23 protein-coding genes and 1 pseudogene are annotated in these 25,052 nt (G+C 61.3%); 6 read left to right on the top strand and 18 right to left on the bottom strand.

Features of this window, described 5'->3' with window-relative positions; all coding sequences use genetic code 11:
* The first annotated feature begins 150 nt into the window (after positions 1-150).
* Entirely contained in the window at positions 151-789 is a 639-nt protein-coding gene (locus QYE47_RS15425) for an FKBP-type peptidyl-prolyl cis-trans isomerase (RefSeq protein WP_041166816.1), read from the top strand.
* An 8-nt stretch (positions 790-797) separates the two neighbouring features.
* On the opposite strand, the gene QYE47_RS15430 is transcribed toward QYE47_RS15425, so the two are convergent.
* From QYE47_RS15430 to QYE47_RS15460, 7 genes are all read right to left on the bottom strand, one after another.
* Positions 798-1,268, bottom strand: a complete 471-nt coding sequence (locus QYE47_RS15430; protein ID WP_014589301.1) for an Rsd/AlgQ family anti-sigma factor — start codon at positions 1,266-1,268, stop codon at positions 798-800.
* A 231-nt stretch (positions 1,269-1,499) separates the two neighbouring features.
* Positions 1,500-2,006, bottom strand: coding sequence for a disulfide bond formation protein B (locus tag QYE47_RS15435; RefSeq protein ID WP_014589300.1), 507 nt, complete (start codon positions 2,004-2,006; stop codon positions 1,500-1,502).
* 222 nt (positions 2,007-2,228) lie between these two features.
* Complete coding sequence (locus QYE47_RS15440) at positions 2,229-3,467, bottom strand: heme biosynthesis protein HemY (protein ID WP_014589299.1); 1,239 nt, start codon at positions 3,465-3,467, stop codon at positions 2,229-2,231.
* Positions 3,464-4,564: a uroporphyrinogen-III C-methyltransferase gene (locus QYE47_RS15445; RefSeq protein ID WP_003255892.1), complete on the bottom strand. Its 1,101-nt coding sequence runs from the start codon at positions 4,562-4,564 to the stop codon at positions 3,464-3,466. The genes QYE47_RS15440 and QYE47_RS15445 overlap by 4 nt, the downstream gene beginning before the upstream one ends.
* Before the next feature lie 45 nt (positions 4,565-4,609).
* Positions 4,610-5,377, bottom strand: a complete 768-nt coding sequence (locus QYE47_RS15450) for a uroporphyrinogen-III synthase (protein WP_014589298.1) — start codon at positions 5,375-5,377, stop codon at positions 4,610-4,612.
* Complete coding sequence (hemC, locus tag QYE47_RS15455) at positions 5,374-6,315, bottom strand: hydroxymethylbilane synthase (protein WP_014589297.1); 942 nt, start codon at positions 6,313-6,315, stop codon at positions 5,374-5,376. Before hemC ends, QYE47_RS15450 begins: the two co-directional genes overlap by 4 nt.
* 119 nt (positions 6,316-6,434) lie before the next feature.
* On the bottom strand, positions 6,435-7,178 hold the full coding sequence (locus tag QYE47_RS15460) for a LytTR family DNA-binding domain-containing protein (RefSeq protein ID WP_010951571.1): 744 nt from the start codon (positions 7,176-7,178) through the stop codon (positions 6,435-6,437).
* Positions 7,179-7,475: 297 nt separating this feature from the next.
* Here QYE47_RS15460 and argH point away from each other — a divergent pair, with 297 nt between their 5' ends.
* A complete protein-coding gene (gene argH, locus QYE47_RS15465; RefSeq protein WP_070383346.1) occupies positions 7,476-8,870 on the top strand; it encodes an argininosuccinate lyase in 1,395 nt (464 codons plus the stop codon).
* Positions 8,871-8,994: 124 nt separating this feature from the next.
* Here argH and QYE47_RS15470 read toward each other — a convergent pair whose 3' ends face one another.
* Positions 8,995-9,657, bottom strand: a complete 663-nt coding sequence (locus QYE47_RS15470; RefSeq protein WP_019439226.1) for a glutathione S-transferase — start codon at positions 9,655-9,657, stop codon at positions 8,995-8,997.
* A 148-nt stretch (positions 9,658-9,805) separates the two neighbouring features.
* Between QYE47_RS15470 and QYE47_RS15475 the strand changes: the two genes are divergently transcribed.
* A complete protein-coding gene (locus QYE47_RS15475; RefSeq protein WP_010951568.1) occupies positions 9,806-10,108 on the top strand; it encodes a hypothetical protein in 303 nt (100 codons plus the stop codon).
* A 69-nt stretch (positions 10,109-10,177) separates the two neighbouring features.
* Entirely contained in the window at positions 10,178-10,423 is a 246-nt protein-coding gene (locus QYE47_RS15480; RefSeq protein ID WP_003255900.1) for a TIGR02647 family protein, read from the top strand.
* 62 nt (positions 10,424-10,485) lie between these two features.
* On the opposite strand, the gene QYE47_RS15485 is transcribed toward QYE47_RS15480, so the two are convergent.
* The 7 genes from QYE47_RS15485 to QYE47_RS15515 form a co-directional block, all read right to left on the bottom strand.
* Positions 10,486-12,429 (bottom strand): FTR1 family protein, encoded by a 1,944-nt coding sequence (locus QYE47_RS15485; protein ID WP_014589294.1) that lies wholly within the window; start codon positions 12,427-12,429, stop codon positions 10,486-10,488.
* A 110-nt stretch (positions 12,430-12,539) separates the two neighbouring features.
* On the bottom strand, positions 12,540-13,958 hold the full coding sequence (locus QYE47_RS15490) for an efflux transporter outer membrane subunit (protein WP_070383345.1): 1,419 nt from the start codon (positions 13,956-13,958) through the stop codon (positions 12,540-12,542).
* Positions 13,955-14,830 carry an HlyD family secretion protein gene (locus QYE47_RS15495; protein ID WP_010951565.1) on the bottom strand — a complete coding sequence of 292 codons (876 nt, stop codon included), beginning with the start codon at positions 14,828-14,830 and terminating at the stop codon, positions 13,955-13,957. The genes QYE47_RS15490 and QYE47_RS15495 overlap by 4 nt, the downstream gene beginning before the upstream one ends.
* Positions 14,827-15,039, bottom strand: coding sequence for a DUF1656 domain-containing protein (locus QYE47_RS15500; RefSeq protein WP_003255905.1), 213 nt, complete (start codon positions 15,037-15,039; stop codon positions 14,827-14,829). The genes QYE47_RS15495 and QYE47_RS15500 overlap by 4 nt, the downstream gene beginning before the upstream one ends.
* Positions 15,036-17,123, bottom strand: a complete 2,088-nt coding sequence (locus tag QYE47_RS15505) for an FUSC family protein (protein WP_070383344.1) — start codon at positions 17,121-17,123, stop codon at positions 15,036-15,038. Before QYE47_RS15505 ends, QYE47_RS15500 begins: the two co-directional genes overlap by 4 nt.
* Positions 17,120-17,572 (bottom strand): MarR family transcriptional regulator, encoded by a 453-nt coding sequence (locus QYE47_RS15510; RefSeq protein ID WP_026031987.1) that lies wholly within the window; start codon positions 17,570-17,572, stop codon positions 17,120-17,122. The genes QYE47_RS15505 and QYE47_RS15510 overlap by 4 nt, the downstream gene beginning before the upstream one ends.
* Positions 17,573-17,705: 133 nt before the next feature.
* Complete coding sequence (locus QYE47_RS15515; protein WP_014589291.1) at positions 17,706-18,500, bottom strand: tetratricopeptide repeat protein; 795 nt, start codon at positions 18,498-18,500, stop codon at positions 17,706-17,708.
* A gap of 207 nt (positions 18,501-18,707) precedes the next feature.
* Between QYE47_RS15515 and QYE47_RS15520 the strand changes: the two genes are divergently transcribed.
* Positions 18,708-19,268: a WYL domain-containing protein gene (locus QYE47_RS15520; RefSeq protein ID WP_003255912.1), complete on the top strand. Its 561-nt coding sequence runs from the start codon at positions 18,708-18,710 to the stop codon at positions 19,266-19,268.
* A gap of 300 nt (positions 19,269-19,568) precedes the next feature.
* Positions 19,569-20,513, top strand: coding sequence for an RHS repeat-associated core domain-containing protein (locus QYE47_RS15525; protein ID WP_081343564.1), 945 nt, complete (start codon positions 19,569-19,571; stop codon positions 20,511-20,513).
* A 187-nt stretch (positions 20,514-20,700) separates the two neighbouring features.
* On the opposite strand, the pseudogene QYE47_RS15530 reads toward QYE47_RS15525, so the two are convergent.
* The 3 genes and pseudogenes from QYE47_RS15530 to QYE47_RS15540 all read right to left on the bottom strand — a co-directional run.
* A pseudogene (locus tag QYE47_RS15530) lies at positions 20,701-20,826 on the bottom strand (ABC transporter permease); the annotation flags it as partial.
* A 67-nt stretch (positions 20,827-20,893) separates the two neighbouring features.
* Complete coding sequence (locus QYE47_RS15535) at positions 20,894-21,235, bottom strand: hypothetical protein (protein WP_003255921.1); 342 nt, start codon at positions 21,233-21,235, stop codon at positions 20,894-20,896.
* Positions 21,236-21,380: 145 nt separating this feature from the next.
* Positions 21,381-25,052 (bottom strand): immunoglobulin-like domain-containing protein (locus QYE47_RS15540; RefSeq protein ID WP_301159097.1); only part of this gene is annotated, 3,672 nt, incomplete at its 5' end.

Here is a 25,052-nt window from a genome sequence, read left to right on the forward strand (position 1 = left end):
GCTCATACTATGCTTCTGCTGCTACCGCCGCTAGGGCATGTTGACCGTAATGTTTACGCCGCGTTGCATGCCTGGGCAAAGTTGTTATCTTGCAGCTGCGTGAAAGTGTAGTTGCTGAATTAATCATTGCTGGTATTTGGGAGTCAGGCGTTGCCTCGAAATCTTGTTTTGGGTTTATGCCTGATGGCACCCCTCGCCTTGGCCGACAACGACGACCACGATTTGGCCTACAGCCTGGGTGCCAGCCTGGGTGAACGCCTGCGCCAGGAGATGCCGGGCTTGCAACTGGATGCACTGGTCGAAGGCCTGAAACAGTCCTATCAGGGGCAACCCCTCAAGCTCGACAAGACACGCATGCAGGCAGTGCTGCAGCAGCTTGAAGCCCAGGAAGGTGACGCCGCTACGCAAAAGCTGCAGGCCGCCGAAACGCGTTTCATGGCTAATGAACGTGGGCGTTATGGGGTGCACGAACTAACGGAAGGTGTGCTGTACAGCGAATTGCAGGCAGGCACGGGCGCACAGCCAAAAGCGGGCGGCAAAGTGCAGGTGCGTTATGTGGGCAGATTGCCGGATGGCTCAATATTCGACCAAAACCAAACCCCCCAATGGTTCAACCTGGATTCGGTTATCGAAGGCTGGCAGGTCGCGTTGCCGAAAATGCACACCGGCGCCAAATGGCGCTTGGTAATTCCTTCAGCGCAAGCCTATGGCGCCGAGGGGGCGGGAGACCTGATTGCACCCTATACCCCCTTGATATTCGAGATCGAACTGCTGGCGGTTGGTGACTGACGCCAACCTCAGGCCTGCACTGCACCCTCTTCCTTGTGTGCGTTGTGCAGCACTTCGATCAGGCAGTCTTCAAGCTCGAAGCGCTCATGCAACAACCCGCCCAACTTGGCCAGCTTCTCGGCAAAGCGTTCGGTGTCCTTGCACTCCCCCTTGGCGCAATGGTCGTTGAAGGCCAGTGCGATCTGAGTACTGTCGTTGATCCGTGGGTTGATCTCTTCGGCCAGCTTCAGCGCCTTCTCGTCTCCGAACGCCTTGGCCTCGCTGACCAGTTGCTCGCAGACTTCGAAGTGCCACGCCGAAACGTAGTCGACCAGAAGGGCGCAAAAGTCCCCGTTGGTGTCCTTGTCGGCGAAGGCTGGCCTCACATCGCGCAGGGCGCGAAAAGCCTGCACCAGTTCCTGGCGCTCCTCCAGCCAACGGTCGATCAGCTTGTGAACCCCACCCCAGCGTTCCTGGGCGTTCTGACAACTATCGAGCATGGCGATCTCTTCCCTTCTGGGTAGATGCCGCTGCACCTCGCACCACGACCGCGCAGCACAAAGGTGACATCAGCAGGACGGCATCGAGCAGTTGTTTTTCCGGTATGCGTGCTGGGAGATTATTCCCGCGCGTGCTGCCCTTCAAGGTACGCAGCACACAAAGTTCATACAAGTGTTTAATACCCTGTTACATCACCATTGGTCGCGCTAATGGCACAACCTTGCGCCAGGTCATGCTCTTGCCAGGGTGCGGAAACGATACGCCAGCAGGCAACTCAAGGGCAGCACCGCCAGCAGCAGGAAGGCTAACAGGCTCCATTCCGGCAGTGTCAGATCGAGAAAACTCCAGGCAAGCGAACGACAATCCGGGCCACCCAGCAACAGTTGCCGTGCCGCCTCACCCCAGGATTGTTCGAACACTCGCCCGATCGGCACCGGGCATACCTCATTGACCCCCTCAGCCCCCTGCAACCAGACATGCCGTGCTGCCAGCAATGCGCCGGCCAGCGAGCAGCCCAGCGCCAGCCGAGCATAACGAAGGATGCCCCGCGTGCCCGGCGCCTGCAGCACGGCTGCGAAACACAGGAGCGCGTACCCGCCAAGCAGCAACCGTTGGCTGAGGCACAATGGGCACGGCATCAGCCCCACTGTGTTTTCCAGACGGAAAGACGCAACCAGTACTGCCAGTGCGACCAGGCAGGCAGGAAGAAAAAAGGTGCGCAAACGGGCCGGCAGCATGGGCGGTGAAGGTCCCGGGGAAAAAGTAGTGGCTTGAAACGGTAGAGGAAAGACACGCTTTGTTTCAAGGCACGACAGCAACGACAAGTCACTGAAACGCGTAGGAAATTTCCAGATATGCCGTAGGAGGCGACGGAAGAAATAGACTTCAGATCAAACTGACAGCGGAAGATAAATTACCTGCCCCCAATGCCCGCACCTTTGCGCGGGCCTTGGGGTAGGTCAGGCGCGCACGCCTTCTGGCAAAGGCAGCGCCAGCAGGCGCTCGTCCAGCAGGCCAAGGCCCTCCTGGAACAGCTGGTTGCTGCGCTCGGTCTCGCCCAGCCCCGCGAGCAGGCGGGCCAGCTCAGCACAGGCCTCGGGGTTGCGCTCCATGCGCAGGCTGCTTTCCAGGTAGTCACGCGCCTTGCCCCACAAGCGGTTTTGCAGGCTCAGACGGCCCAATGTCAGCAGCAGGCTGGCGTCTTGCGGGTGAGCCTTGAGCCAACCTTCGGCGGTTTGCAGCTGACGCACCGGGTCATCACCACGCACCAGGCCGTAAAGACGGGCCAGGTGGCTTTCGTAGTCGCGCTTGAGGGCCGTGCGCAGTACTTGTTCGGCTTCGTTCTGGGCACCTACCTGGCGCAGTTGCTCGGCGTACGCCAGCACCAGTTGTGGCTCCTGGCGCTGGGCTGCGGTCAGCTGCTGCCAAGCGCGCTCCAAGGATTGACGTGCACTGAGCGCATCTTCGCCACGGGTGGTCGCCAGGCTCAGGTTCTGGCCCCAGGCGCGTTGCTCCAGAGCAGCCAACTCGGCGGCCGGCAGCACCTTGCCCTTGCGCAGGTCGGGCAGCAGGCGGATCAGCGCAGACCAGTCGCCGCGCTCCACGTAAAGGCGTTGTAGCAAGCGCAGCACCTGGCCGTTGTGCGGGTGGCGTTCCTGCATTGCCAGCAGGGTTTCCAGCGCCCCATCGTTTTCGCCACGATCCATTTGCAACTGGGCATGGGTCAGGGCAATGGCCAGCTCCGCTTGCGGCTGGCGCTCCAGGGCGCGCTCCAGCAAGTTGTCGCTGTCTTCGGTACGGCCTTGTTCGTTGGCAGCACGCGCGGCACCAAGGTAGTACAGCAACGGTTGGCGCTCAGCCTCGGCGGCACGGTGCAAGTGCCGTTGGGCACTGGCCCAGCGGCCTTCGGCAAGATCGAGCTGGCCCTGTTCGATCGCCAGGCGGATACGTCGGCTGCGGTTACGCCGTGACCACGGGTTGACCACACCACTGGAAGTCAGCACCAGGCCGACCAGATAGCGCAGCAACCACAGCAGCAGGACGACCGCCAAAATACCCGCCAAGGCTGCCCACAGCCCCGACTGATAACGGAAGCCACCATAGGAAATCAGTACATAGCCGCTGTGCTTGGCGACCGCGATGCCCAGTGCCGCAGCAACCACGATCGCAAGCACGGCCAACAAGTAGACACGCTTCATGGCTTGCCCCCTTCAGCCTCGGCCGGCAGGTGACGGCGCTGAATATAGGCCTGCACTGCCGCCAGGCTTTCACTAAGGTCAGGGGTAACCACCGACACCGGCTGATCGGCCAGGGCATTGAGGCTGTCGAGCATGGCCTTGCTTTGCGGGTTGTCTGCGTTGAAGTTGGCCAGCAGTACGCTGCGGGCGTCGTCCAGCGCCTGCGTGTAAACCTTGGCATCACCATTGAGCGCCGCCCACTGGGCCTGCTCGATAGTAAGGCTCAGGGCCAGACGCAGCTGGTTCAGTTGCTGCCCGGCCAGCAACGGACGCACGTTTTCATCGGCATTGAAGTCGATCTGGAAGTACTTTGATATTTCTGCCCACCACTGCGACAGCCTGCTGGCACCATCACCGTCGGCGGTCAGGGCGCCAAGCGCATCGGCGTTACTGTCGAACTCGGGGGACTGGGCGCTCAGCTGCTGTACCAGCTCACGCTGTGCAGCCAGTTTCAAGAACAGGCCAGTACGGTCCGGTTGCTGAGTGCTGTTGAGCGTGGCCAGGCTGCGGGCCAGTTGCTCGCGGGCGGCGAAGGCACCCGGGTCGCTCTGCTCGCGCAGGATCTCGTCGGCGCCTTCGACCAGGGCTTTGGCACTGGTGATGTCCTGCAACGCCGAAAGGCGCAGGGTAGCCAGCCGCAGGAGGTGCTCGGCTTCGGCCAGACGCCACTCTTTGCGGCTTTCTCCCAGCACGGTTTCCAGGCGCTGGCTGAGACGCTGCTGGTCGCCCTGCAGTTGGGCTACCAAACGCCGGCGGTCTTCCAGCTCGCTGGCGGCTGGCAGACTGGCCAGTTGCGCACTGATCTGCTGTTCACGTTGCTGCAGCGCCTCGGCGCGCTGGGTCAGCGCCTCGATGTGCTGGCCCTGGTTGAACTCACTGCCCTGCAGTTGACGCACCTGCCAGACACCCCAGCCACCTACCGCCACCCCGGCCGCTCCAAGCAGCAAGGCCAGCGCTGCCAGGCCACTGCCGGAGCGCTTGGCAGGTGGGGTGGTAACGGGTTCCGCAGGCGCCTGCGCCGACGGTTGATCGTTATTGGACAAGACAGTCTCGCTCACGTATCCATCCTTTGCATGGGGGCGCACCGCATTCAGCTTAGCGCCTTAAGAGGCAGGTGCAGCGCTACGCTGCACGGCTGCCAGCAAGGCCGTGGCACTGGCGCCACGGCAATCCACAACCTGTTGGGCCCCGGCGGCCTTGGCCTGCTCGGCGACCCGCGGGCTGGGCACGAACAGCGGCAACTGGGCCAACCGCAGCCAATCGGCACCGGCCATCTGCTGCAAATGTTCAAAACCCTGCCCACTGCTGACCACCAGGCCATTGAGGCGTTCCGCTTCAATGCGGCGCATCAGCGTACCCGCCGGGTAGGCCGGCAGGCAGCGACGATACAGTTCCAGATATTCGACACTAGCACCTTGCTCTGCAAGACGCTCTGCCAGCAGTTCGCGACCTCCGACGCCGCGAACGATCAAGACACGCGGTGCCAGCTCGGTAAGTGCCTGGCGCAGGGCCGGCAGTGCCAGCAAGGCTTCGCTGTCATCGCCACGCGGCGGAAAGCTAACCTCCAGCCCAGCACCCTGCAGCACCCCGGCGGTTGCCTCACCCACGGTGAACCAGCCTCGCTGCGGAGGCTGGATGCTGGTCTCGGCCAGATGCTCAAGCAACAGCCGGGCGGCCGGCTTGCTGACCACAATGATCGCCTGGAAGTCATGCAAGCCCTCCAGCGACAGTCGCTGTGGGGCTTGCACGGTAATAGGTTCAATTTCCAGCAGTGGCAGGCAACTGCTGCCCACTCCCGCAGCCGCCAGGCTTTGCGCCAGCGCCGCACAGTCCTCGGCAGGCCGGGTCAGCAACAGGCGCCATTGGCTCACGGGTGACCGGCCTCGCCGTAGACTTCCTTCAGAATGGCCTCGGCGCCCTGCCCCAGCAGGTCTTCGGCCACCTGTACGCCCAGGGCCTCGGCGGCAGCACGGGGTGCACGGGCATCGGCCACCAGCAAGGTCCCGCCGCTAGGCTGGCCGACCAGGCCACGCAGCCACAACTGGTCACCCTCAAGGACCGCGTAGCAGGCGATCGGCACTTGGCAGCCACCATTCAGGCGTTTGTTCAGCGCGCGCTCGGCCATCACCCGGTCAGCGGTGTCGACATGGTGCAGTGGCGCCAGCAGTGCATGGATCTCAACGTCCGCACTGCGGCACTCGATGCCCACCGCACCCTGACCACCTGCCGGCAGGCTGTCATCGACGCTGATGGTGGAGGTGATGCGGTCTTCGAAGCCCAGACGGATCAGGCCCGCGGCGGCGAGGATGATGGCGTCGTACTCGCCGGCATCCAGCTTCGCCAGGCGGGTGTTGACGTTGCCGCGCAGAAAACGGATTTGCAGGTCCGGGCGGCGCGCCAGTAACTGGGCCTGACGGCGCAGGCTCGAGGTGCCGACGATACTGCCGGCGGGCAGCGCTTCGAGGCTGTCAAAGGTATTGGAAACGAAGGCATCACGCGGGTCTTCACGCTCGCAGATGCAGTAAAGGCCCAGGCCCTCGGGGAAGTCCATGGGCACGTCCTTCATCGAATGCACGGCGATGTCGGCTTCGTTGTCCAGCAGCGCGGTTTCCAGTTCCTTGACGAACAGCCCCTTACCGCCGATTTTTGCCAGCGGCGCGTCGAGCAACTTGTCACCGCGGCTGACCATGGGTACCAGGGTCACCTGCAGACCGGTGTGAGCCTGCTCGAGGCGGGCCTTGACGTATTCGGCCTGCCACAGGGCCAAAGCACTTTTACGGGTGGCAATGCGGATTTCGCGAGTGGACATGAAACGCCCCGATCCAGAGAAATACCGTCGATCATAACAGCATCGCCGGTATCGCTTGCAGATACGGATCAACAGCTCATACGCAGTTCAGGTGCAGGTGCGGGCCGAGTCCAAGGGCCTCAGAGGGTCTGCATCATCTTGCGCACACCGGCCACATGGCGACGGCTGACGGTCAAGGCATCGCCGTCCAGGCCTTTCAGATACAGCTGAAAGTGACCCAGTGGGGTGCGCTGCAAGCGTTCGATGCGCTCGCGGGCGACCAACGCATTGCGGTGGATGCGCACGAAGCGTTCGCCAAATTCGTCTTCCAGGGCTTTTAGTGGCTCGTCAAGCAGCACTTCACCGGCTTCGTGACGCAAGGTCACATACTTGTGGTCGGCAATGAAATAGATCACCTGGGGTAACGGGATCAGTTCGATGCCTTTGCGCGTGCGGGCGCTGATATGGCTGCGTGGGCCGCCGCCTTCATTGGCCGGCCGGGTAAGCGCCGCCAATTGGGCGCGGTTGGGTTTTTCGGCCTTGCGCAGGGCATCACGCAAGGCGTGGGCCTGGAAGGGCTTGGTCACATGGCTGAGGGTACTGTCCTTGAATGCCTCTGCACCGTATTCATCATCCCCGGAGCAAAACACCACCGCGGGCGGCGCCTCGCGTTCGCACAGGCGAGCGGCAACCTGCAGGCCATCCAGGCCTGGCATGCCGATGTCCAGCAGGACCACATCGGGCTTGAGGCTTTCAATCAGCGCCAAGGCCTCATCGCCGTTGGTGGCGCTGGGCTCCAGCACAGTGTAACCCTCCAGTTCGCCGAGCAGCCGGGTGAGGCGTTCACGGCCTTGGGGTTCGTCATCAACGATCAGGACATTCATAATTGCGCTGGATTCCTGAATGAGTCTCGCACAGGTATAGCGTAGACAGGTGTGGTTCGAGCGACACTGCGGTCACGCTCTAGACCGGTGCGATGGCCAAAGATTCACTCGGCCCGGCAGATTCACTGCCAGTCCTTTGTCCAACTGTAGACGGTCCGTGGAACACTGCCGTTCATTCCTTGAAATCCTTCTCTGCGATTTTCCGGGCATTTCTCTCGACCGGCGCCCTGCGGCAGCCAGCCCAACCCTGCTATCATCGACGCCACTTTTTCGTTCACGCCTGCAATGAGTGAATCCATGAGCACCGAGAAGACCAATCAGTCCTGGGGCGGCCGCTTCAGTGAGCCCGTCGACGCCTTCGTCGCCCGTTTCACCGCCTCGGTAGATTTCGACAAGCGCCTGTACCGTCACGACATCATGGGTTCGATTGCCCATGCCACCATGCTGGCGCAGGTCGGCGTGCTCAGTGACGCCGAGCGCGACACCATCATCGATGGCCTGAAAACCATCCAGGGCGAGATTGAAGCCGGCAACTTCGACTGGCGTGTCGACCTCGAAGACGTGCACATGAACATCGAAGCACGCCTGACCGACCGCATCGGCATCACCGGCAAGAAGCTGCACACCGGGCGTAGCCGCAACGACCAGGTGGCCACCGACATCCGCCTTTGGCTGCGCGACGAAATCGACCTGATCCTGGCCGAAATCACCCGCCTGCAACAGGGCCTGCTGGAGCAGGCAGAGCGTGAAGCCGAAACCATCATGCCTGGTTTCACCCACCTGCAGACGGCGCAGCCGGTCACCTTTGGCCACCACCTGCTGGCGTGGTTCGAAATGCTCAGCCGCGACTATGAGCGCCTGGTCGACTGCCGCAAGCGCACCAACCGCATGCCACTGGGCAGCGCCGCGCTGGCCGGCACCACCTACCCGATCGACCGTGAACTGACCTGCAAGCTGCTGGGCTTTGAAGCCGTGGCCGGCAACTCGCTGGATGGCGTGTCGGACCGTGATTTCGCCATCGAATTCTGCGCCGCTGCCAGCGTGGCGATGATGCACCTTTCGCGCTTCTCCGAAGAGCTGGTGCTGTGGACCAGCGCGCAGTTCCAGTTCATCGACCTTCCGGACCGCTTCTGCACCGGCAGCTCGATCATGCCGCAGAAAAAGAACCCGGACGTGCCAGAGCTGGTACGTGGCAAGAGCGGCCGCGTGTTCGGCGCCCTGACCGGTCTGCTGACCCTGATGAAAGGCCAACCACTGGCCTACAACAAGGACAACCAGGAAGACAAGGAACCGCTGTTCGACGCCGCCGATACCCTGCGCGACTCGCTGCGGGCCTTCGCTGACATGATCCCGGCGATCAAGCCCAAGCACGCCATCATGCGTGAAGCGGCCCTGCGCGGTTTCTCCACCGCTACCGACCTGGCCGACTACCTGGTTCGCCGCGGCCTGCCTTTCCGTGACTGCCACGAGATCGTTGGCCACGCGGTGAAGTATGGTGTGGACACTGGCAAGGACCTGGCCGAGATGAGCCTGGACGAACTGCGCCAGTTCAGCGACCAGATCAAGCAGGACGTGTTTGCCGTGCTGACTCTGGAAGGCTCGGTGAATGCGCGTGACCACATTGGTGGTACGGCGCCGGCGCAGGTGCGTGCTGCCGTAGTGCGTGGCAAGGCCCTGTTGGCGTCTCGCTAACCCCCCAAGGCGAGGGCTTCGCCCTCGTTCGCGGGCACGCCCGCTCCCACAGGTATTGCACAAGTTTCAAAAACGGTGCAGACCTGTGGGAGCGGGCATGCCCGCGAAGGGCTCAACACCAGACTCAGCGCTTGCCGCTGCGGATCATCTCCATGAAGGCCGGCATCGACGCTTCCTTGTCCGCCAAGATCCGCGGCATGTGCGGGTTCTCCCCCATCAGTTGCAGCAACGCCTTGGCCTGCGGGAAGTCCGCCAGGAAGTCGATGTCCAGCACCTTCTTGCCCACCGCGTTGGCCAGGTCGACCGAGAAGCAGAACATCAGGTCTGCCAATGTCAGTTGCTCGCCCGCAACATAAGGTGCAAAGCGCCCGTTGCGCTTGAGCGTGGCAAACCCGGCCAGCAGGTCAGCACGCGCTTTCTCTTTGATCAGCGGGTCGACCGACATGCCAAAGAACGACTCGGCATAACAGGTACGCGCAGGCAGCTCGATGTACAACTCGATTTCCTTGAGCAGCTCCCGCACCTTGGCTTGGCCGAACGGGTCGGCTGGCAGCAGCGCCTTGCCGCCCTGGGTCTGCTCGATATAGTCGAGGATCACACTGGTTTCGCTGAGGAAGCCATGCTCGGTTTCAAGCACCGGCACCTTGCCCCGCGGGCTCACTTCCAGCGCCTGTGGCGCCTGGCCGCCATAGAAGGTGACTTCTTCGAATGGCAGGCCTTTTTCGAGCAGGGCCAGCTTGACCATGTTGTAGTAGTTACTGACCGAGAATCCATAAAGCTTGAGCATGACGAAACAGCCTCCAGGCCGTAAGGGGTTGGCGTGGCCTTTATAGACTGAACACCTGCCACTGACCAGCGTCATGCACTCCGTCAATGCTCGGGCATTGCCGCCACAGGCATGGCACACTGTTGCATCCCATCCTAGGAGTACCGCGATGAGCGAGCCCACCGACATCGACAATGACGACGACGAAGCCTTCGCCGAGGCAACGCTGACCCAGGCCATCGAAAACCAGATCGAAAGCGGCGAGCCGCCTGCGGCCAAGGCCACGTTCAACAAGCTGACGCTGGTCGGCTATGAGCGTGAAGACATTCTGAACCTGATGGCCCATGTGCTGGCCTTCGAAATCGACAACATGCTGGTAGAGGACCGTGCGTTCAACGGCGAGTGGTATGAGAACGCTCTGCGGGCACTGCCGGAGCTGCCGCCTGAGATGGATCAAGGCGACGACGAATAACCCGGCTACACTCGAAGATCAGGCACCGTAGAAAGTGCCGCAATCCTTGTCTGGAAGTCAGGAGTCGCCATGCCTTTTACCCCCGATTTGATCGACGAAATGGAAGTACTCGCGCTGTTCAAACACGACAGCAGCCAGGAAGGCATCAAGATAACCAGCACCGCATCCCCTGCCCTGATCGCGGCTGCGCAACGCCTGCATGAGAAGGGGCTGACCGATCAGCCGGATGGCGGCTACCTGACCAGCCTGGGTCATGACGCCGTTGAAAGTGTCCAATTGCTACAGAACATTCTCAAGGCGCCACAGCCGGCCTGAGCATCAGGCTTGCGCAAGATCTGAGACCCTGCGCGGTCCCTGTGGGACCGCGAAGGCTCCAGTCAGTTGACCGCAGCACTGCGCTTTTCCGCCAGCCACGAGCGGCCGTAAAGGAACACGATGGCCAGCAAGGCTACCGCTTGCGCCGACAGCGAGTAGGCATCGGCATGAATCCCCAGCCAGTCAAACTCAAAGAACGCCACTGGCCGTGTGCCCAGCACACCGGCCTCTTGCAGCGCCTTCACGCCATGCCCGGCGAATACTACCGACAGCGCGCACAGCAGCGCGGCGTTGATGCTGAAGAACAGCGATAGCGGCAGCTTGGCCGAACCCCGCAGAATCACCCAGGCCAGGCCCACCAGCAGCACCAGTGCCGTCGCGCCACCCGCCAGCACCGCCTGATGCCCGGCGGGGCCTGCCTGCAGCCACAGGGTCTCGTAGAACAGGATCACTTCGAACAATTCGCGGTATACCGAGAAGAATGCCAGCACGGCAAAGCCGAAGCGCCCGCCACCGCTGACCAGGCTGCTCTTGATGTAGTCCTTCCAGGCGGCAGCGTGGCGGCGGTCATGCATCCACACGCCAAGCCACAGCACCATTACCGCGGCGAACAGCGCCGTGCAGCCTTCCAGAAGTTCGCGCTGAGCGCCCCCCACATCGATCACATAGGCCGCCAGCGCCCAGGTGGCGAAGCCGGCAACCAGCGCCAGACCCCAACCGATGTTTACGCTGCGTACTGCCGACTGCTGCCCGGTATTGCGCAGGAAGGCCAGGATCGCCGCCAGCACCAGAATCGCCTCGAGGCCTTCACGCAGCAGGATCAGCAAACCGGAGATATAGCTCAGCGTCCAGCTCAGGCCATCGCTGCCCAGCAGCTTGGCCGCCTGCTCGAGCTTGGTTTTGGCGTCGGCCAGACGCTGTTCGGCCTGGGCCTCGGGCAGGCCGTCCTGCAGGGACTGACGGTAGGCCATCAGCGATTTTTCGGTGTCCTTGCGCGCCTGGGTGTCGATGTTGTCCAGCGAGCTTTCCACCAGCTCGAAACCCTCCAGGTAGGCCGCCACTGACAGGTCATAGGCCTGATCGTGGTCGCCTGCGCGGTAGGCCGCCAGGCTCTTGTCCAGTGTGCTGGCAGTGTATTCGAGCAATTGCGCCGGGCCGCGCTTTACCTGCGGCGGCTGGGCACGCTGGGCGCGGAATGCCTCGACGGCCGCAGTGCCTTCGTTGACGGCGACTTCGGCCGGGGTTTGGCGAGCCAGGTCGGCGAGGTTCCAGGTCTTGTCACCTTTGCCCGCTTCCGGCTTGGCGGTGAAGCTGGCGATATACGCGGCCACATCCCAGCGTTGGCGGTCGTCCAGCTGGTCGGCAAACGACGGCATTTCGGTGCCGTCTATACCCAGGGCCAGGGTGTTATAGAGGTCGAACAGGCTTAACTGATCCAGGCGCGAGACATCGCGCAGGTTGGCGGGTGCAGGCTCCAGGCCCACGCCAGCCGGGCCATCGCCGGCGCCGGTGTCGCCGTGGCAGATCGAGCAGTTCTGTGCGTACAGCGCAGCGCCGCGGGCGGGGTCCGGGGTAATCACCGGGGCCTGGCTGACCTCGTAGGCCACCGCCAGTCGCGCACCCAACTGCCGGGCCTGTTTGGCGACCGCAGTACCTTCCTGACGCTGGTCGATGGCCTGGCGCAGCGCCTGGACGCCCTGTTCCAAAGCCGCTTGTTCAGTATTTGCGGGCAGGCCTTTGACCAGGTCAGCCAATACCGCGCTGAACTCCTGTTGCTCGCGGTATTCGCCCTCGTCGATCACCTTGCCGTCCTGCACGGTCGGCGGGTAGTCGGCGCCAATGTAGTCCAGCAGGTGCTGGGCTTTGGCAGCATTGGCGGGGGACTCGGCCAGCGCCAAGGTGCTGCACAGCGCCAGCACCGGGCCGAGCAATGCAGCCGGCAGCCAGGCAAGCAGACGGGAACGGGTTTTCATGGCCAGTCTCGAAGGAAATGCGAAAGAGAACATTGTTCACTTCCACTTTGCTTCACTCAAGGGTGCTGGGCAGATTTCATGAAAAATCTTGCTACAAATCAGATGAAGTGGAGGGCATAGAGGACCAGCCCTCAAGGATCGCATCAGGGCTTGGCGGTGCCCTTCCAACCACCACCCAACGCCAGGAACACGGCAATTTGTCCCTGCGCCACTTGACTATTGGCTGCAGCCAACTGCGCACGCATATCGGTATAGGTCCGCGTGGCCTGCAAATCCGCCAGGAACGACTCACGCCCTGCCTGATAATACCGGTGCGTCTGGTCCGCGGCTTCCTTCGCCGACTTCTCCGCCTCGGCCAGCGCATCGCGCCGATCGAGCAAGGCGCTGTACTGTGCCAGCCGGGTCTGGGTCTCGCGAATGGCGTTCAGCACCACGCCATCGAAGTGCGCCAGGGCCGCCTGGGTCGAGGCCTCGGCCATGCGAATACGGGCACGGGTGCCGTTGGTGGGGATGCTCCAGCTGATCTGCGGGCCAAAGCCCCAGCGGTTGGTCGAAGGCTCGCCAAGGTTCTCCAGGATACCGATGGTGCCAACCTGGGCGCCAATGCTGATGTCCGGGTACAACGCGCCGGTAGCCACGCCAATATAGGCGGTGGCGGCAGCCAGCTGGCGTTCGGCCTGGCGCACGTCGGGGCGGCGCTTGAGCAGCGCCGCGCCATCGCCCACAGGAACCAGCTGGTTCAGGTGCGGCAACTCGGCACAATCGGCGGTTCCGGCGGGCAGTTGGTCGACCGGCTTGGCCAGCAGCGCGGCCAGGGTGTACATGCCCGTCTCGCGTTCGGCCTTGAAGCGTGGCAGTTCGGCACGCAAGGATTTGAACTGGGTCTGCGAGCGGGTGACCTGGGTTTCATCGCCACGCCCAGCATCGCGCAGGCGCTGGTTGAGTTTCACGCTTTGCTCCTGCAAATCGAGGGACTCGCGGGCAATGTGGTATTCCTCGTTGGCCGAGCACACCTGGGTATATGCCTTGACCACGTCCGCCACAAGCGTGATGCGGGCCGTGTCGGCAGCGGCCTGCACCGCGTCGGCATTTGCCTCGGCAGCCTCGGTACCACGCTTGAAGGTGCCCCACAGGTCGAACTGGTACGAGGCACTGATGATGGCCTCACCGATGTTGGCTACCGGCACCTTCTCAGGCTGCAGGAAGGCTTCGCCCGACTCCTGCAACCGCTGAGCGCCGAGTTTGACGCCACCGTTGAAGCCGCCTTGCGATTCAGCCACCTCCACCTGAGCGCGAGCTTTGGCGATGTTGGCTGCCGCCACGCGCAGTTCGGTGTTGGCACTCAGCGCCTGACGCACCAGCTCGTTCAGCCGCTGATCCTGATACAGCTGCCACCAGTCCTCGGGGACCGGCGCCGACACGACGCTGTCGGCATCCTGGCGCAGCGGGCCGTTCAGGTCATTGCGTTGCACGGCCGCATCCCCAGGCACCTCATAGTCGGGCCCCACCATCATGCAGGCCCCCAGCGACAGGCACAGGCCAGCCAGGATCAGCTGTTTCATGGGCGCTGGCCCTCGATGATCGACACCGTCGCAGTACGCCCGGCGATCATGCGGAAGTCTTGCGGCACTTCGTCAAAGGCGATGCGCACCGGAATGCGCTGGGCCAGGCGTACCCAGCTGAACGCTGGGTTGACGTTGGGCAGCAGGTTGGCGCCACTGCTGCGGTCGCGGTCTTCGATGCCAGCGGCGAAGCTCTGCACATGGCCGCGCAGGCGGGTATTGTCGCCCATCACGCGGATATCCACGGCGTCACCAATATGGATACCCCCCAGCTTGGTTTCCTCGAAGTAGCCGTCGACGTGGTAGGAGGCACTGTCGACCACCGAAAGCACCGGGCGGCCAGCGGTGACGAACTCGTGGTTACGCGGCGCGCGGTCGTTGAGGTAGCCGTCTACCGGGCTGCGCACCACCGAGCGGTCAAGGTTGAGCTGGGCGGTATCGACCGCCACTTGCGCCTCGCTGACGGCCGAACGGGCACGGGCCTCGCGGGACTGGCTTTCCTCCAGTTGCTCGGCGGCCACCAGGTTGCCCAGCTTGCGGTTGCGCTGTGCTTCGCGGGAAGCCTGGGCCAGGGTCTCCTGGCGCTCGCCAAGGGTTGCCTTGGCTTGACGCAGGGCCAGCGTGAAGCGGTCCTGGTCGATGGTGAACAGCACGTCGCCACGTTTGACGGTCTGGTTGTCGCGCACCTCGACCTTCTGGATCAATCCCGACACATCGGGGGCGATCTGGATCACGTCAGCGCGGATATGGCCGTCACGGGTCCAGGGGGCAAACATGTAGTAGACCACCATCTGCCACACGAGCACGGCGGCGAAGGTCACTACCAGCAAGGTCAGGACCACACGGCCCAAGGTCAGCAAAGGTTTTTTCATGGCAGCATCAGGTTTCGACAAAAGTGGTCCACCGCGCCGAGCAGCACGGCATACAGGGCAACGTTGAATAACGCCCGGTGCCAGACCAGGCGGTAGAAATGCAGGCGCACCAGCACCGCGTGCACCCCCAGGAACAGCAGGTAGGTGCCAAACATCATCACCAGCAGCGTGGGCAGGAACACCCCGCTGATATCCAGTTCACCAATCACAAGGGCGCTCCGTCGAGCCCGGGGGGCAGTTGCGGTTGTTCGGCGGGTTCGAGCATCACCTCCACCCCCGGCAGTAGCGCCAGGCGCAGGCCGCTCAGGGCATGCAGCAGGTAGGTGCGGGCATCGCCGCGCTCGTACAGCTCATCCAGGTTCAGCGCCAGGCGAGCGCGTTCCATGTTGCGCAGCAGTGCGGCCGGGGCATGCAGGCGTTCGCCAGCACGCAGGCAGGCGGCATAGTGCGCACCGACTTCCTCGACCACAGTGTTCAGGCGCTCGCGAGCCTGCTGGCCGGCGCGCGGCATGTACGCCAGCAGGTCGAGCAGGTTCAACCCCACGCGCAGGTCGCGCAGTGCCACACCACTGTCCTGGCCGGTTTGCGACAGACGTGGCAGGTGCTGCATCAGGCGGTCGAGCATCTGTACGCCAACCTGGCGGTGTTCGGCCAAGGTCGCAGGCTCGGTCATTTCGACGATGTCGCGCCAGGCGAAGCGGGTCATGCGCTTGGCCGCCAGCTCCACGCCGAACGGGCGCATCACCAGGGTCCAGATAAAGGCGAACAGAAGGCCCGCGGGGCCGGCAAGGTTGGAGTTGAGGAAGGTGAAGAAGTCGGCGTCGTAGGCGCCCTGGATGCTGATGAAGGTCGACGTGTTGACGATGGTCAGCAAGGTGCCCAAGTAGAAGCGCGGCTGCACGGTCAGGGTACCTATGCAGATGAACGGCACGGCAAAGGCCAGTACCAGCATCGGGAAGTCGTGCAGGTTGGGCAGTACCAAAAACAGGTACAGACTGGAGAAGATGACCGACATCAGCGTCCAGAAAAAGAACCGGTAGATCTGCGGTGCCGGGTCGTCCATGGCGGCGAAGAAGCTGCACGCAACTGCCGCGAGGATTACCGCACTGGCGCCGTCGTTCCAGCCCAGGCCGATCCACAGGCCGCAGGCGACCACGATCGCCAGGACCGTGGAGGCTACCGAGTACAGCATCAGGCCACGGTCGAAAAACGCTGTGAGGCGGCCCAGCCGCCAGTGGCGATACACCGCACGCCAAGGCTTGGCATCATCGGTACGCAGGGCGTGCTGCAGGGTGCAGCAGTCCTGCCACAGGTCGGCCCATTCGGTCAGGCGGTACAGGGCGTTGGACAACAGCAGCTCGGCGCGCTGATCGAGGGCGGCTGTAGCGGGCTGCAGGCGGCCGATCTGCTCGTGCAACGCAACCCAGTGCGCTACCGAAGCGCTGTCGGCAGTGCCTTTGAGCCATTCACGAGCGGCTTCAAGCACGGGTTGAAGCTGGGCGAACTGGGCCGGGGCGCGGCCTTCCAGGGCTACCAGTGCGTCGCCGAGGGCGTCGATCACCGGCAGCAGATGGATCATCCGCCCGCGCAATTCGCGGGCGTTCTTCAGGGTATGCGGGCCAGCACCTTCGTGGGCGAGCTGACCGATCATCAGCTCCAGCGAGTTGAAGGTGGTGACCATCGCTCCGCGCATACCGCCGACCTTGTCGGCGCTGGCATCGCGGGCCAGGTATGTGTCGCTGTAGCGAATCGCCTCGGTGAACCAGTTTCCGGTGGCACCGACTACCACCGGCGCCAGCCGACGTGGCCAGAAGATAGCCCCGACGACTGCCGCGCAGACGATTCCCAAACAGATTTCCTGCGCGCGAGAAGAAGCCACATCGAACACTGCCAGCGGATTATCCACCACAGCCAAGGCAATCATCGGCAGGGTATAACCGGCCAGCATCAGCACGTAATTGTTGGCCGTGCGCAGGTTCAGCGAAAGGAACAGCAAGGTGCCGGTCCACAGGGCAATGGCGATGCTCAGCAGCAACGGTGACTGCACCAGCGGCGGCACCAGGAAGATTGCCCCGCCAGCGCCGAGCAACGTGCCGACGGCACGGTACAACGCCTTGGAGCTGGTCGGGCCGACGAAGGGGCTGGAGACGATGTACACCGTCGCCATGGCCCAGTAGGGGCGCGGCAGCTGCATGAGCAAAGCAATGTACAGGGCAATCATGGACGCGCCGAAGGTGCGCACGCCGTAGAACCAGTCACGGGCCGGAGGGACGGAGCTGAAGAAGCCGTTCATGCCACCCCGCCTGCACTGCCCAGGCCGGCAGCCTCAAAGGCATGAAGCACGCGCAAGGCAGCTTCCAGGTCGGCCTGATCGATACCGCCGAGCACATCGCGGCGCAAGCGCACCAGTTCGGCTTCGATGGCTTCGGCCAGGGCACGGCCTTCGGCGGTCAGGCTTAGTGCCTTGGCGCGGCGATCCAGTGGGTCCTCGCTGCGGCACACCAGGCCAGCTTTGCACAATTGGTCAAGCAGGCGTACCAGCGACGGGCTTTCCAGCCCGGCGGCCTGGGCAACAGCCACCTGGTGCACGCCGTCGCCCAGGCGCACGATCATCAGCAGCGGTGCAGCGCAGGCCTCGGAAATGCCGTAGCCGGTCAAGGCGGTATGACAGATGCGCCGCCAGTGGCGGGCAGCGACTACCAGGCCACTGCTGACTTGCAGGCGCAGGAAATCAAGGGACATGAAGAAAACCAAATATATTCATAGTTTGCTAACTATCAATATACGCCCCGACATCCCCCTGTCGTCAACAGGGGGCGACGGATAGCCTGGGTTAAATGTTGTTCATTTTTCAGTCAGCACTGAAGAGACATACTCAGGGATGGATCTGGTCTTCCAGCTTCATGGTCAAGGCCAATGTGCTGCCCATCTGCACCGCCCGGTCCCGCCACTCCTGATACCGCACCGCATCACGGCTGCTGAAATGCACCGCCAGCTCCTCTGCCGCTTGCACCACCCCCGCCGCTGCCGCCAGCTCAAGCCAGTACAGCGCTGCCTTGAGGTTGGCCTCTACGTGCAGCCCATGCATCAACCGGTAGCCCACTTCAAAACGACAACGCGCCTCGCCCTGTTCGGCGCCACGCAAGAACCACTGATAGGCTTGCACCAGGTCAACCTGCCATTCCAGGTCACCGTCGCACACCTCCTCCTCGTACAGGTCACCCAGTGCGGCGGCGGCATGCAGCATGCCGCGGTCGAAGGCCTGCCGGTAACACTCCGCCGCCTGCACATAGGAAGGGTCGATGCCTTTGCCGAAGTAGTGCTGCTGGCCAAGGTTGAACCAGGCAGCAGCATTGCCCTGCAGGGCCGCCATGCGCAACAGGTGCCCGGCCAGCACGGTATCGGCCCGCCAGTACTTGCCGTTGAGCCAGATCCAGCCGAGGTCGTTCAATGCGGACACGCTGCCTTGCAATGCCTGGCGACGCAGGTCGACATACACCGCCTGCAGGTCGTTGGCCTCATCCAGGCGGTTGACCAGCAGCGACCGCTGGCTGGGCAAGCCCACACCGGAAAACAGCCGCTGTCGCCTTCCTGCCGGGGCAGGAGGGGCGATGACCCGCTCGGGCAGAAGGCGGGCAAGTAGCGAATGGATATTGCTGGCAACAGACATGTTCATCCTCATTGAACGACGCACAACCCCAACCTTCGGCTGTGATGAGGCGTGATTCTGCGTGATGTCACGTCAAAACCTGTCGCGAACGATTCGGCACGAGGCAACCAAATGCGACTTCCTTGATCTGAGCAGGCTGTGGCCAATTGCCATGCCCCTCGCATGCCGCCATCCTATTGCGGCAAGCCTAGACAAGGACGTTATCTTTTGCCGTTCGCCACCACTCGCGCCACCCTCAGCCGACAGTGGGCGCTGCTGCGCCAGTTGCCCAGCCGTTCCCCAGGCATAACCAGCGCCGAGCTGGTCTGGCGCCTGCGTGACGTGGGCTTCACGGTCAGCAAACGCACTGTCGAGCGTGACCTCAACGAGCTTTCGCTGATATTCCCGCTGGAGCGCAATGACAAGAGCATTCCGTTCGGTTGGCACTGGTCGGCCAGTGCTGTGGGCGAATTGCGCGGCAATTTCGACTTGCTGACACATCTGCGAGGGGATGCATTGCAGCCATCGCAGGGTGAGGGCGTGGAGCTGGTGGCGCGAATCAGCGATGCACTGGCGCGGCAGTTGCGGGATGCGCCGTTGAGCAGCGACATGCAACTGACGGCGCTGGAGCATGGGCATCGATTACGCGGCACGGTAAGTGACGGTTGGCCATTACGCTGGTGGCTGTTGAGCCATGGGGACAGGGTGGTGGTAGAGCAGCCTGCCGGCTTGCGGGAAGAGATTGGCAGGATTCTGAGCAATGCGGCAGCTCAGTACCAGAATTTGTAGCCTGTACCGGCCTCTTCGCCAGTAAACCCGCGCCTACACAAGTTGATCCTATTCTTATAGACGCGGGCTTTCCCACGAAGAGGTGTAAACAGGATTACAAATTAGTTCTACATCTTACCGTATTTCAGCTACTCAATATTTTGAGCACAAGACTGCAAACAATCTAAGTTCGGCAGCAATTCACTCTCACCAAGAGCTTTACTCTCCTGCGCATTGAAACTGGTATTTTTACCAGTTGTTCGAAATGGCGTCTGCATCCATGCTGTCTTTACAGCCCTACCGAATCACAGGAGATTAACAATGTCACGTCGCGACCAGATTCTCAGGCGTTTCTATCAAGGCCAACAGCTGTGCACATTGTTGACGCAAGACGAAGCCTGGATGGCATTGCGTGCCAACAGAAAGCTCATCAGCGAACAGCTCCTCCCGCCAGGGAGGGAACCTTACGCCATTTTACCGGGTGATGACTCAAGCGGGAGTGTCATCCGCACAAAAAATGCCAACGCGTTAGTGAACCTAGCCTATACGCCATATGGTTACACTAAAGAACGATTTCAGAGCAGTGGTCGATTGCGATTTAATGGGCAGTTGCCCGAAGCCTCGATGAACTGCTATTTGCTGGGCAGTTACAGATTGCTCAGCTCGTCTTTAATGCGTTTTTTCACTCCTGATGTCTGGAGCCCCTTTGGCGCTGGCGGTCTCAATGCCTACGCTTATTGTGAAAATGACCCACTAAACCACTCGGACCCGAGCGGGCACGGTAAAGTTTCTAACAAAAGCGCTCGTCCCTCTAGCCCCACACTAAAATTACTTAAAAAAGCTACTGACAAGCTCAAGACTTACAATGAACGGAAGGCCCGCCTCGAAGCAAAGACTGCCGCACAAAGAAAAGGGATCAATACAGAAGCGATTGACACCCCGCCATATCCAAACCTTCAACCTGTCGTAAACCAAATAAACTCTCATAAAAAGCTAATCACTTCGATTCAGAACAGCATGCTAGAAAATCAAAATGACTACATAGACCTTGTAGCCGCATCAATGTGGGCAATGGCAATCAAACACGATTTAGGCACAACAACCGTTACGGGCATACCGTCCAGATCCGCCTATGCTAATCACATAAAAAAATTGGCAGGCGATCTAAATGAAGCCCCAATAAATACCATTAAAAACATGACTAGCATACACGACTCTATGCATTACGACGAATTTAATGTAAGTGTTATCCGGCAAGAGCCATGAATCTTTCCTTATCCTTGCACATAAAGTTTAGACAGCTGCATTTAAGAATCCATTTTCAATGTTTCTGAAGATGACGGCTTCAGCATACGTATGTAACCAGCCCAACCTTTTGCTCCGTGGCGGGGACCTGCGCGAGGGGCTGGCGTATATTGATAAGTTTGATTTACCGCTTCGGTGCTTGTGCGGGTCATCCACGCGGCGTCTCCCAACGCAGCACGGTCAACCCCTCCAGGTTATTGAACACCAGCCCTTCCGCCAGAAGACCGATCAGGATCACCACCGCCAACCCGGCACACAGCTTGATTGACGGCAAGGCCGCAAGCACCAGATTCCCTTGAAGTACAACCATATAACTGTCCTGCGGCGGGGACCGCCTGCAGTCAGATCAGCCCGCCCTGCTCTTCTTCGTCAATCAGGTTGTTGAGGCTGCTGAGCGCCTTGCGCGCCGTGGAACGGTTGAGCAGCTTGGCCTGCGCACCGGCGGGCAGGTCGGTGATCTTGAACACGCCCTTGGCGGTCAGCACGTCGATCAGGTCCTCGAGCACGCGGATCATGTCCAGGTCGCTTTGTTTGAGCTGGTTGAGGCTGTTTTCCACGACATCATCGGCAAACCATTCCTGGATATCGGCATGGTCTGAAGGGAGCATTTCGGTGAACTGATCAAACGCGGCTGCTTCCACCCGCAGCAACTGGCCGGCGGCGTTGCGTTGCACGTAGAACATGGCGATGTCCCTCGTCACGTTGTTTCCTTGTTGGTAGACAGCAGCATAGGCAAAGATCGCCGGGCGCGCAGGCCCGGCGCCAGAGTATGCGCTGTTGGCGGGTGGCAGGAAAGAGCCGGGGCCGCTGTGCGGCCCCGGTGGTCTGTCAGCTGTCCTTGTTGTGGATGATGATGGTCGGATCGGCACCGCTGATCAACGAGTTGATCGTCTGGTTGGACCAGTTGACGCCTTCCAGCTTGATGGTCACGTCGGCGTTGGCGATACCACCTTCGGCGTTGAGCTTGCCTTCGCTGCTGACTTGCAACGTGGTCGTACCCTCCACCGTGGTGAGCTTCAGGTAGTTGTCGATGGTGCTGCCCTTCTCGCCCTGCAGCAGGTCCTTCAGGTCGATACGGTCACCCTCGGCCTTGTTGAAGTCCTTGATCACGTCGTTACCGATATCGCCAGCCTTCCATACGAAGGTGTCGGCACCGCTGCCACCGATCAGGATATCGTCGCCCTGGCCACCGATCAGGGTGTCATTGCCAGTACCGCCCAGCAGGATGTCGTTACCTTTGCCACCATCGAGCGTGTCGCTGCCACCTTGGCCGAAGAGGATGTCATTGCCATTGCCGCCCGACAGGATGTCATTGCCGTCTTTGGCACCGGAGATATCGAACTCGGTGTAGTGCTCGGTGACGTACTGGTGAACATTGCTGGTGGTTACCGCACTGACTTCAACACCGCTCTTCTGCGCGACGTAGGTCTGCAGAGCCTGGTAGCCCTCGCTGACAACACCGTTGAGGGTGATCAGGTCACCGAAGATGATGTCGTTGCCATTACCACTATCAATGGTGTCGGCACCTGGCACCGTTGCTTCGGAGTGACCGAGAATCGCCTTGGCCAAATCGGACGGGTCGATATTGGTCTGTGGCTTGCCGGCACTGTCGTACGGTTTCAGATCGTTCAGCGTGACATCGCTGTTCAGGCCGATAGCCTGGACTTTGCTCAAGCCATTGGTGCCGCCCAATACTGCGAAACTTTCAGTAGAACCTGCGGCCGAGTAGACGAAGTTCCAGTAATCCGCGTAGCCGGTACCGCCCAGGCTGGAGAGCTCATAGGTTCCATCACCTTGCGCATGAAGGGTGCCGACCGTCTTGGTGGAGTCAAGCACCAACTCACCTCGGCGGTTCTCGGTATAGGTCAGCACTTTGACCACCCCATTGCTGCTGATCTCGACCTTGTGAGTCGCGTCGGCCCAGGCACTGAACGTGTCACCCATCTTGTAGTTGTTGACGTTGACTACATCATCCAGGCTCTTGCCATTCTTCCACAGGCTAGGGTTGGTGGACTCATCGCTCTGATAATAGGTTGGCTTACCGTCGGTAATGAAGTAAGTCAGGTTCTCCGCACCTTTGTTGCTGGTGGCCATGGTGCTGTTGAAGAAGTTGGACGTGGTCTTGAACGCGTCTTCATAGTTGGTACCGCCACCGTAGTAGCCGCCCACCATCGAGTTCAATACCGCCTGCAACTTGCTCAAAGCATCCGGGTCGGCAAGGTTCACTGCCACGTTCTTGTTTACGTGGGTATCGAAGTCGACCAGGAAGATGTTTACGGTACCCGAAGTGTCCGAGCCCAGGCTGGCCTTGAGCGTGTTGAACACCGAGGCCAACTGCGTCTTGGCGTCGGCAATCGACTTGTCGCTCATACTGCCCGAGCTGTCGACCATGAAGGCGATGTTGTAGTTCTTGCCCTGAACCACGTTCAGCCCGGATACGTCAGCGACGATGATGTCGTTGCCTTCACTACCGGTCATCGTGTCATTGCCCGAGGTACCCACACTGGCCTTGTAGGTCGCAGCGTACACCGTCACCGGGATTTTGCCGGTGGTGATGGCCGAGCCGCCCAGGCTTTCGGTGGCAGTCGAGGTGACCGTGATGTCGAACGAGCCTTTGTAATAGGCCGGCGGGGTCAGCGTCAGGCTGCTGAGTTTCCAGCCTGTCACATCGACCGGGGCAGTACCGACCGTGACCGTGTGGCCTGCACCATCGCTCAACACGGTACCTTTCGGGATACCGCTGAGTGTCACGTTCAGGCTTTCAGAGCCGTCGGTGTCGGTCAGGGCGGTGGAAATACCGACCAGTTTCACCGAACCACCCTCAGGCCCTTCGTTGAGCTTGTAGCCGTCGTAGTAGCTCTGACCATTCACGGTGTGCAGGTCGGACACACCCAGGCCTGCGTTCGCCATCTCGGTAACGTTCTGGTACATCTTGACGTTCGAGCTGCTCAGGTCGGTAACGGTACCGGAGCCTACCTGGATGTTCAGGTCATAGCTGCCTGGGCCGGACTGGTTGGCATGGTAGACCTCGATCGGGTAGTAGCCGCTGGTATTCGGGGTAAAGGTACCCGAAACCCCGCCACCGGCTCCCCAGGTGGCCGTGACTACAGTCTTGCCACCGATGGTGACCACGAAGCTGTCGTCGGCCGAACCGCTGAAGGTATAGACCTTGCCGGCTTCCAGGTAGATCAGGCCCGACGTTTTCGAACCAGTGCCAGCGGTGACGCTGCCATCGGACTGCACGTTGGTCGTGGTGCTGCTGGAGTTCGCGCTGCCGGAGTTGGCAAAGACCGTCTTCAGATCCTCGCCGGTAATGCCGTTGCCGCCAGTACCCAGGCCTTTGAGGCTGGCCCAGACTTCCTTGGTCAGCCCTTTGGACTCGATATCGGCGCTGCCGAAGCTCAGGGTCGGTTTATCGGCAACCGGGCTGATATCGACCTTCATGGTCACTTCGCTGCCCAGGTTGGTGCCATCGTTCGGCTTGAACTTGAACTGGGCGTAGTCAGCCTTCTGGTTACCCACGCCATTACCACCGTAGTTGTCCGCACCCGACTGGTTGAGGGCCGGGACGAACTTCAGGTTCTTGGCAGTGATATCAGCCTGGCTGACCACCTGGCCAACGGCCACATTTACCCATGCAGTACCGTTGAAGAACTGCAAGTTGCCGGCGGCCGGGAGCGAGGTAATGGTCACGGATAGATCAGTGTTGCCATCGGCATCAGTGACTTTGAAATCACTCCAGGCAAACACGTAATCGGTGTCCTCCACGCCAAATACCGCGCCGCCAGGCGAAACCGGCAGGTGGTCATTGTCGAGAATGGTGGTCGTCACGCTCGATTTGCTGCTATCGACCTGCAGATTCTCGAAGTTACCACCCGTGGCGGTTTCGATCTTCACGACGAAGTTCTCGGTACCTTCGACCAGTTTGTCGTTGAGGGTAGCGATGTTGAAGGTCGTGCCTGTGCTGTTGGCCGGAATCTTCACCGTCGCGATACCGGTGAAGTCCTCACCGTTATTGGCGGTACCGCTGTAGCTAAGGGTGATAGTGACTTCGGACTTGGCCGCGTTGCTCAGCGTCAGGGTGTACTGGCCGGTTTCACCCTCGGTCAGAGAAGTCGTGCCGGTAATACCGACGGTAGTGACATCACCCTGGTTGCCGGTGCCCGGAGTTCCCGTACCGGGTTCGTCGGTCACGGCGGTGCTTACCGGGGTCTTGTCCAGTGTCAGCTGCTCGAACTTGCCGACATCCGCACCTTCAACGGTTGCGATCGATTTGATCACAGAGTCGTTGGTACCGACGTAGACGTTGTCCGGGGCAGCCACGGTGGCAGTGCCCACGGTGCCATTGGCCGGCACGGTTATGACGGTTTTGCCGTCGCTCAGCGTGAAGGTCAATGCACTGTGGTTGTTGATCGGCAGACCATCTTTGTTGGTCAGCGTGATGGTGTAAGTGATCTCGCCGCCTTCGGTGACCGACGGGGTCGCGGTCAGCTTGGCCAC

The sequence above is a fragment of the Pseudomonas sp. 2,4-D genome, from assembly GCF_030418155.1.
GTDB lineage: Bacteria > Pseudomonadota > Gammaproteobacteria > Pseudomonadales > Pseudomonadaceae > Aquipseudomonas > Aquipseudomonas alloputida.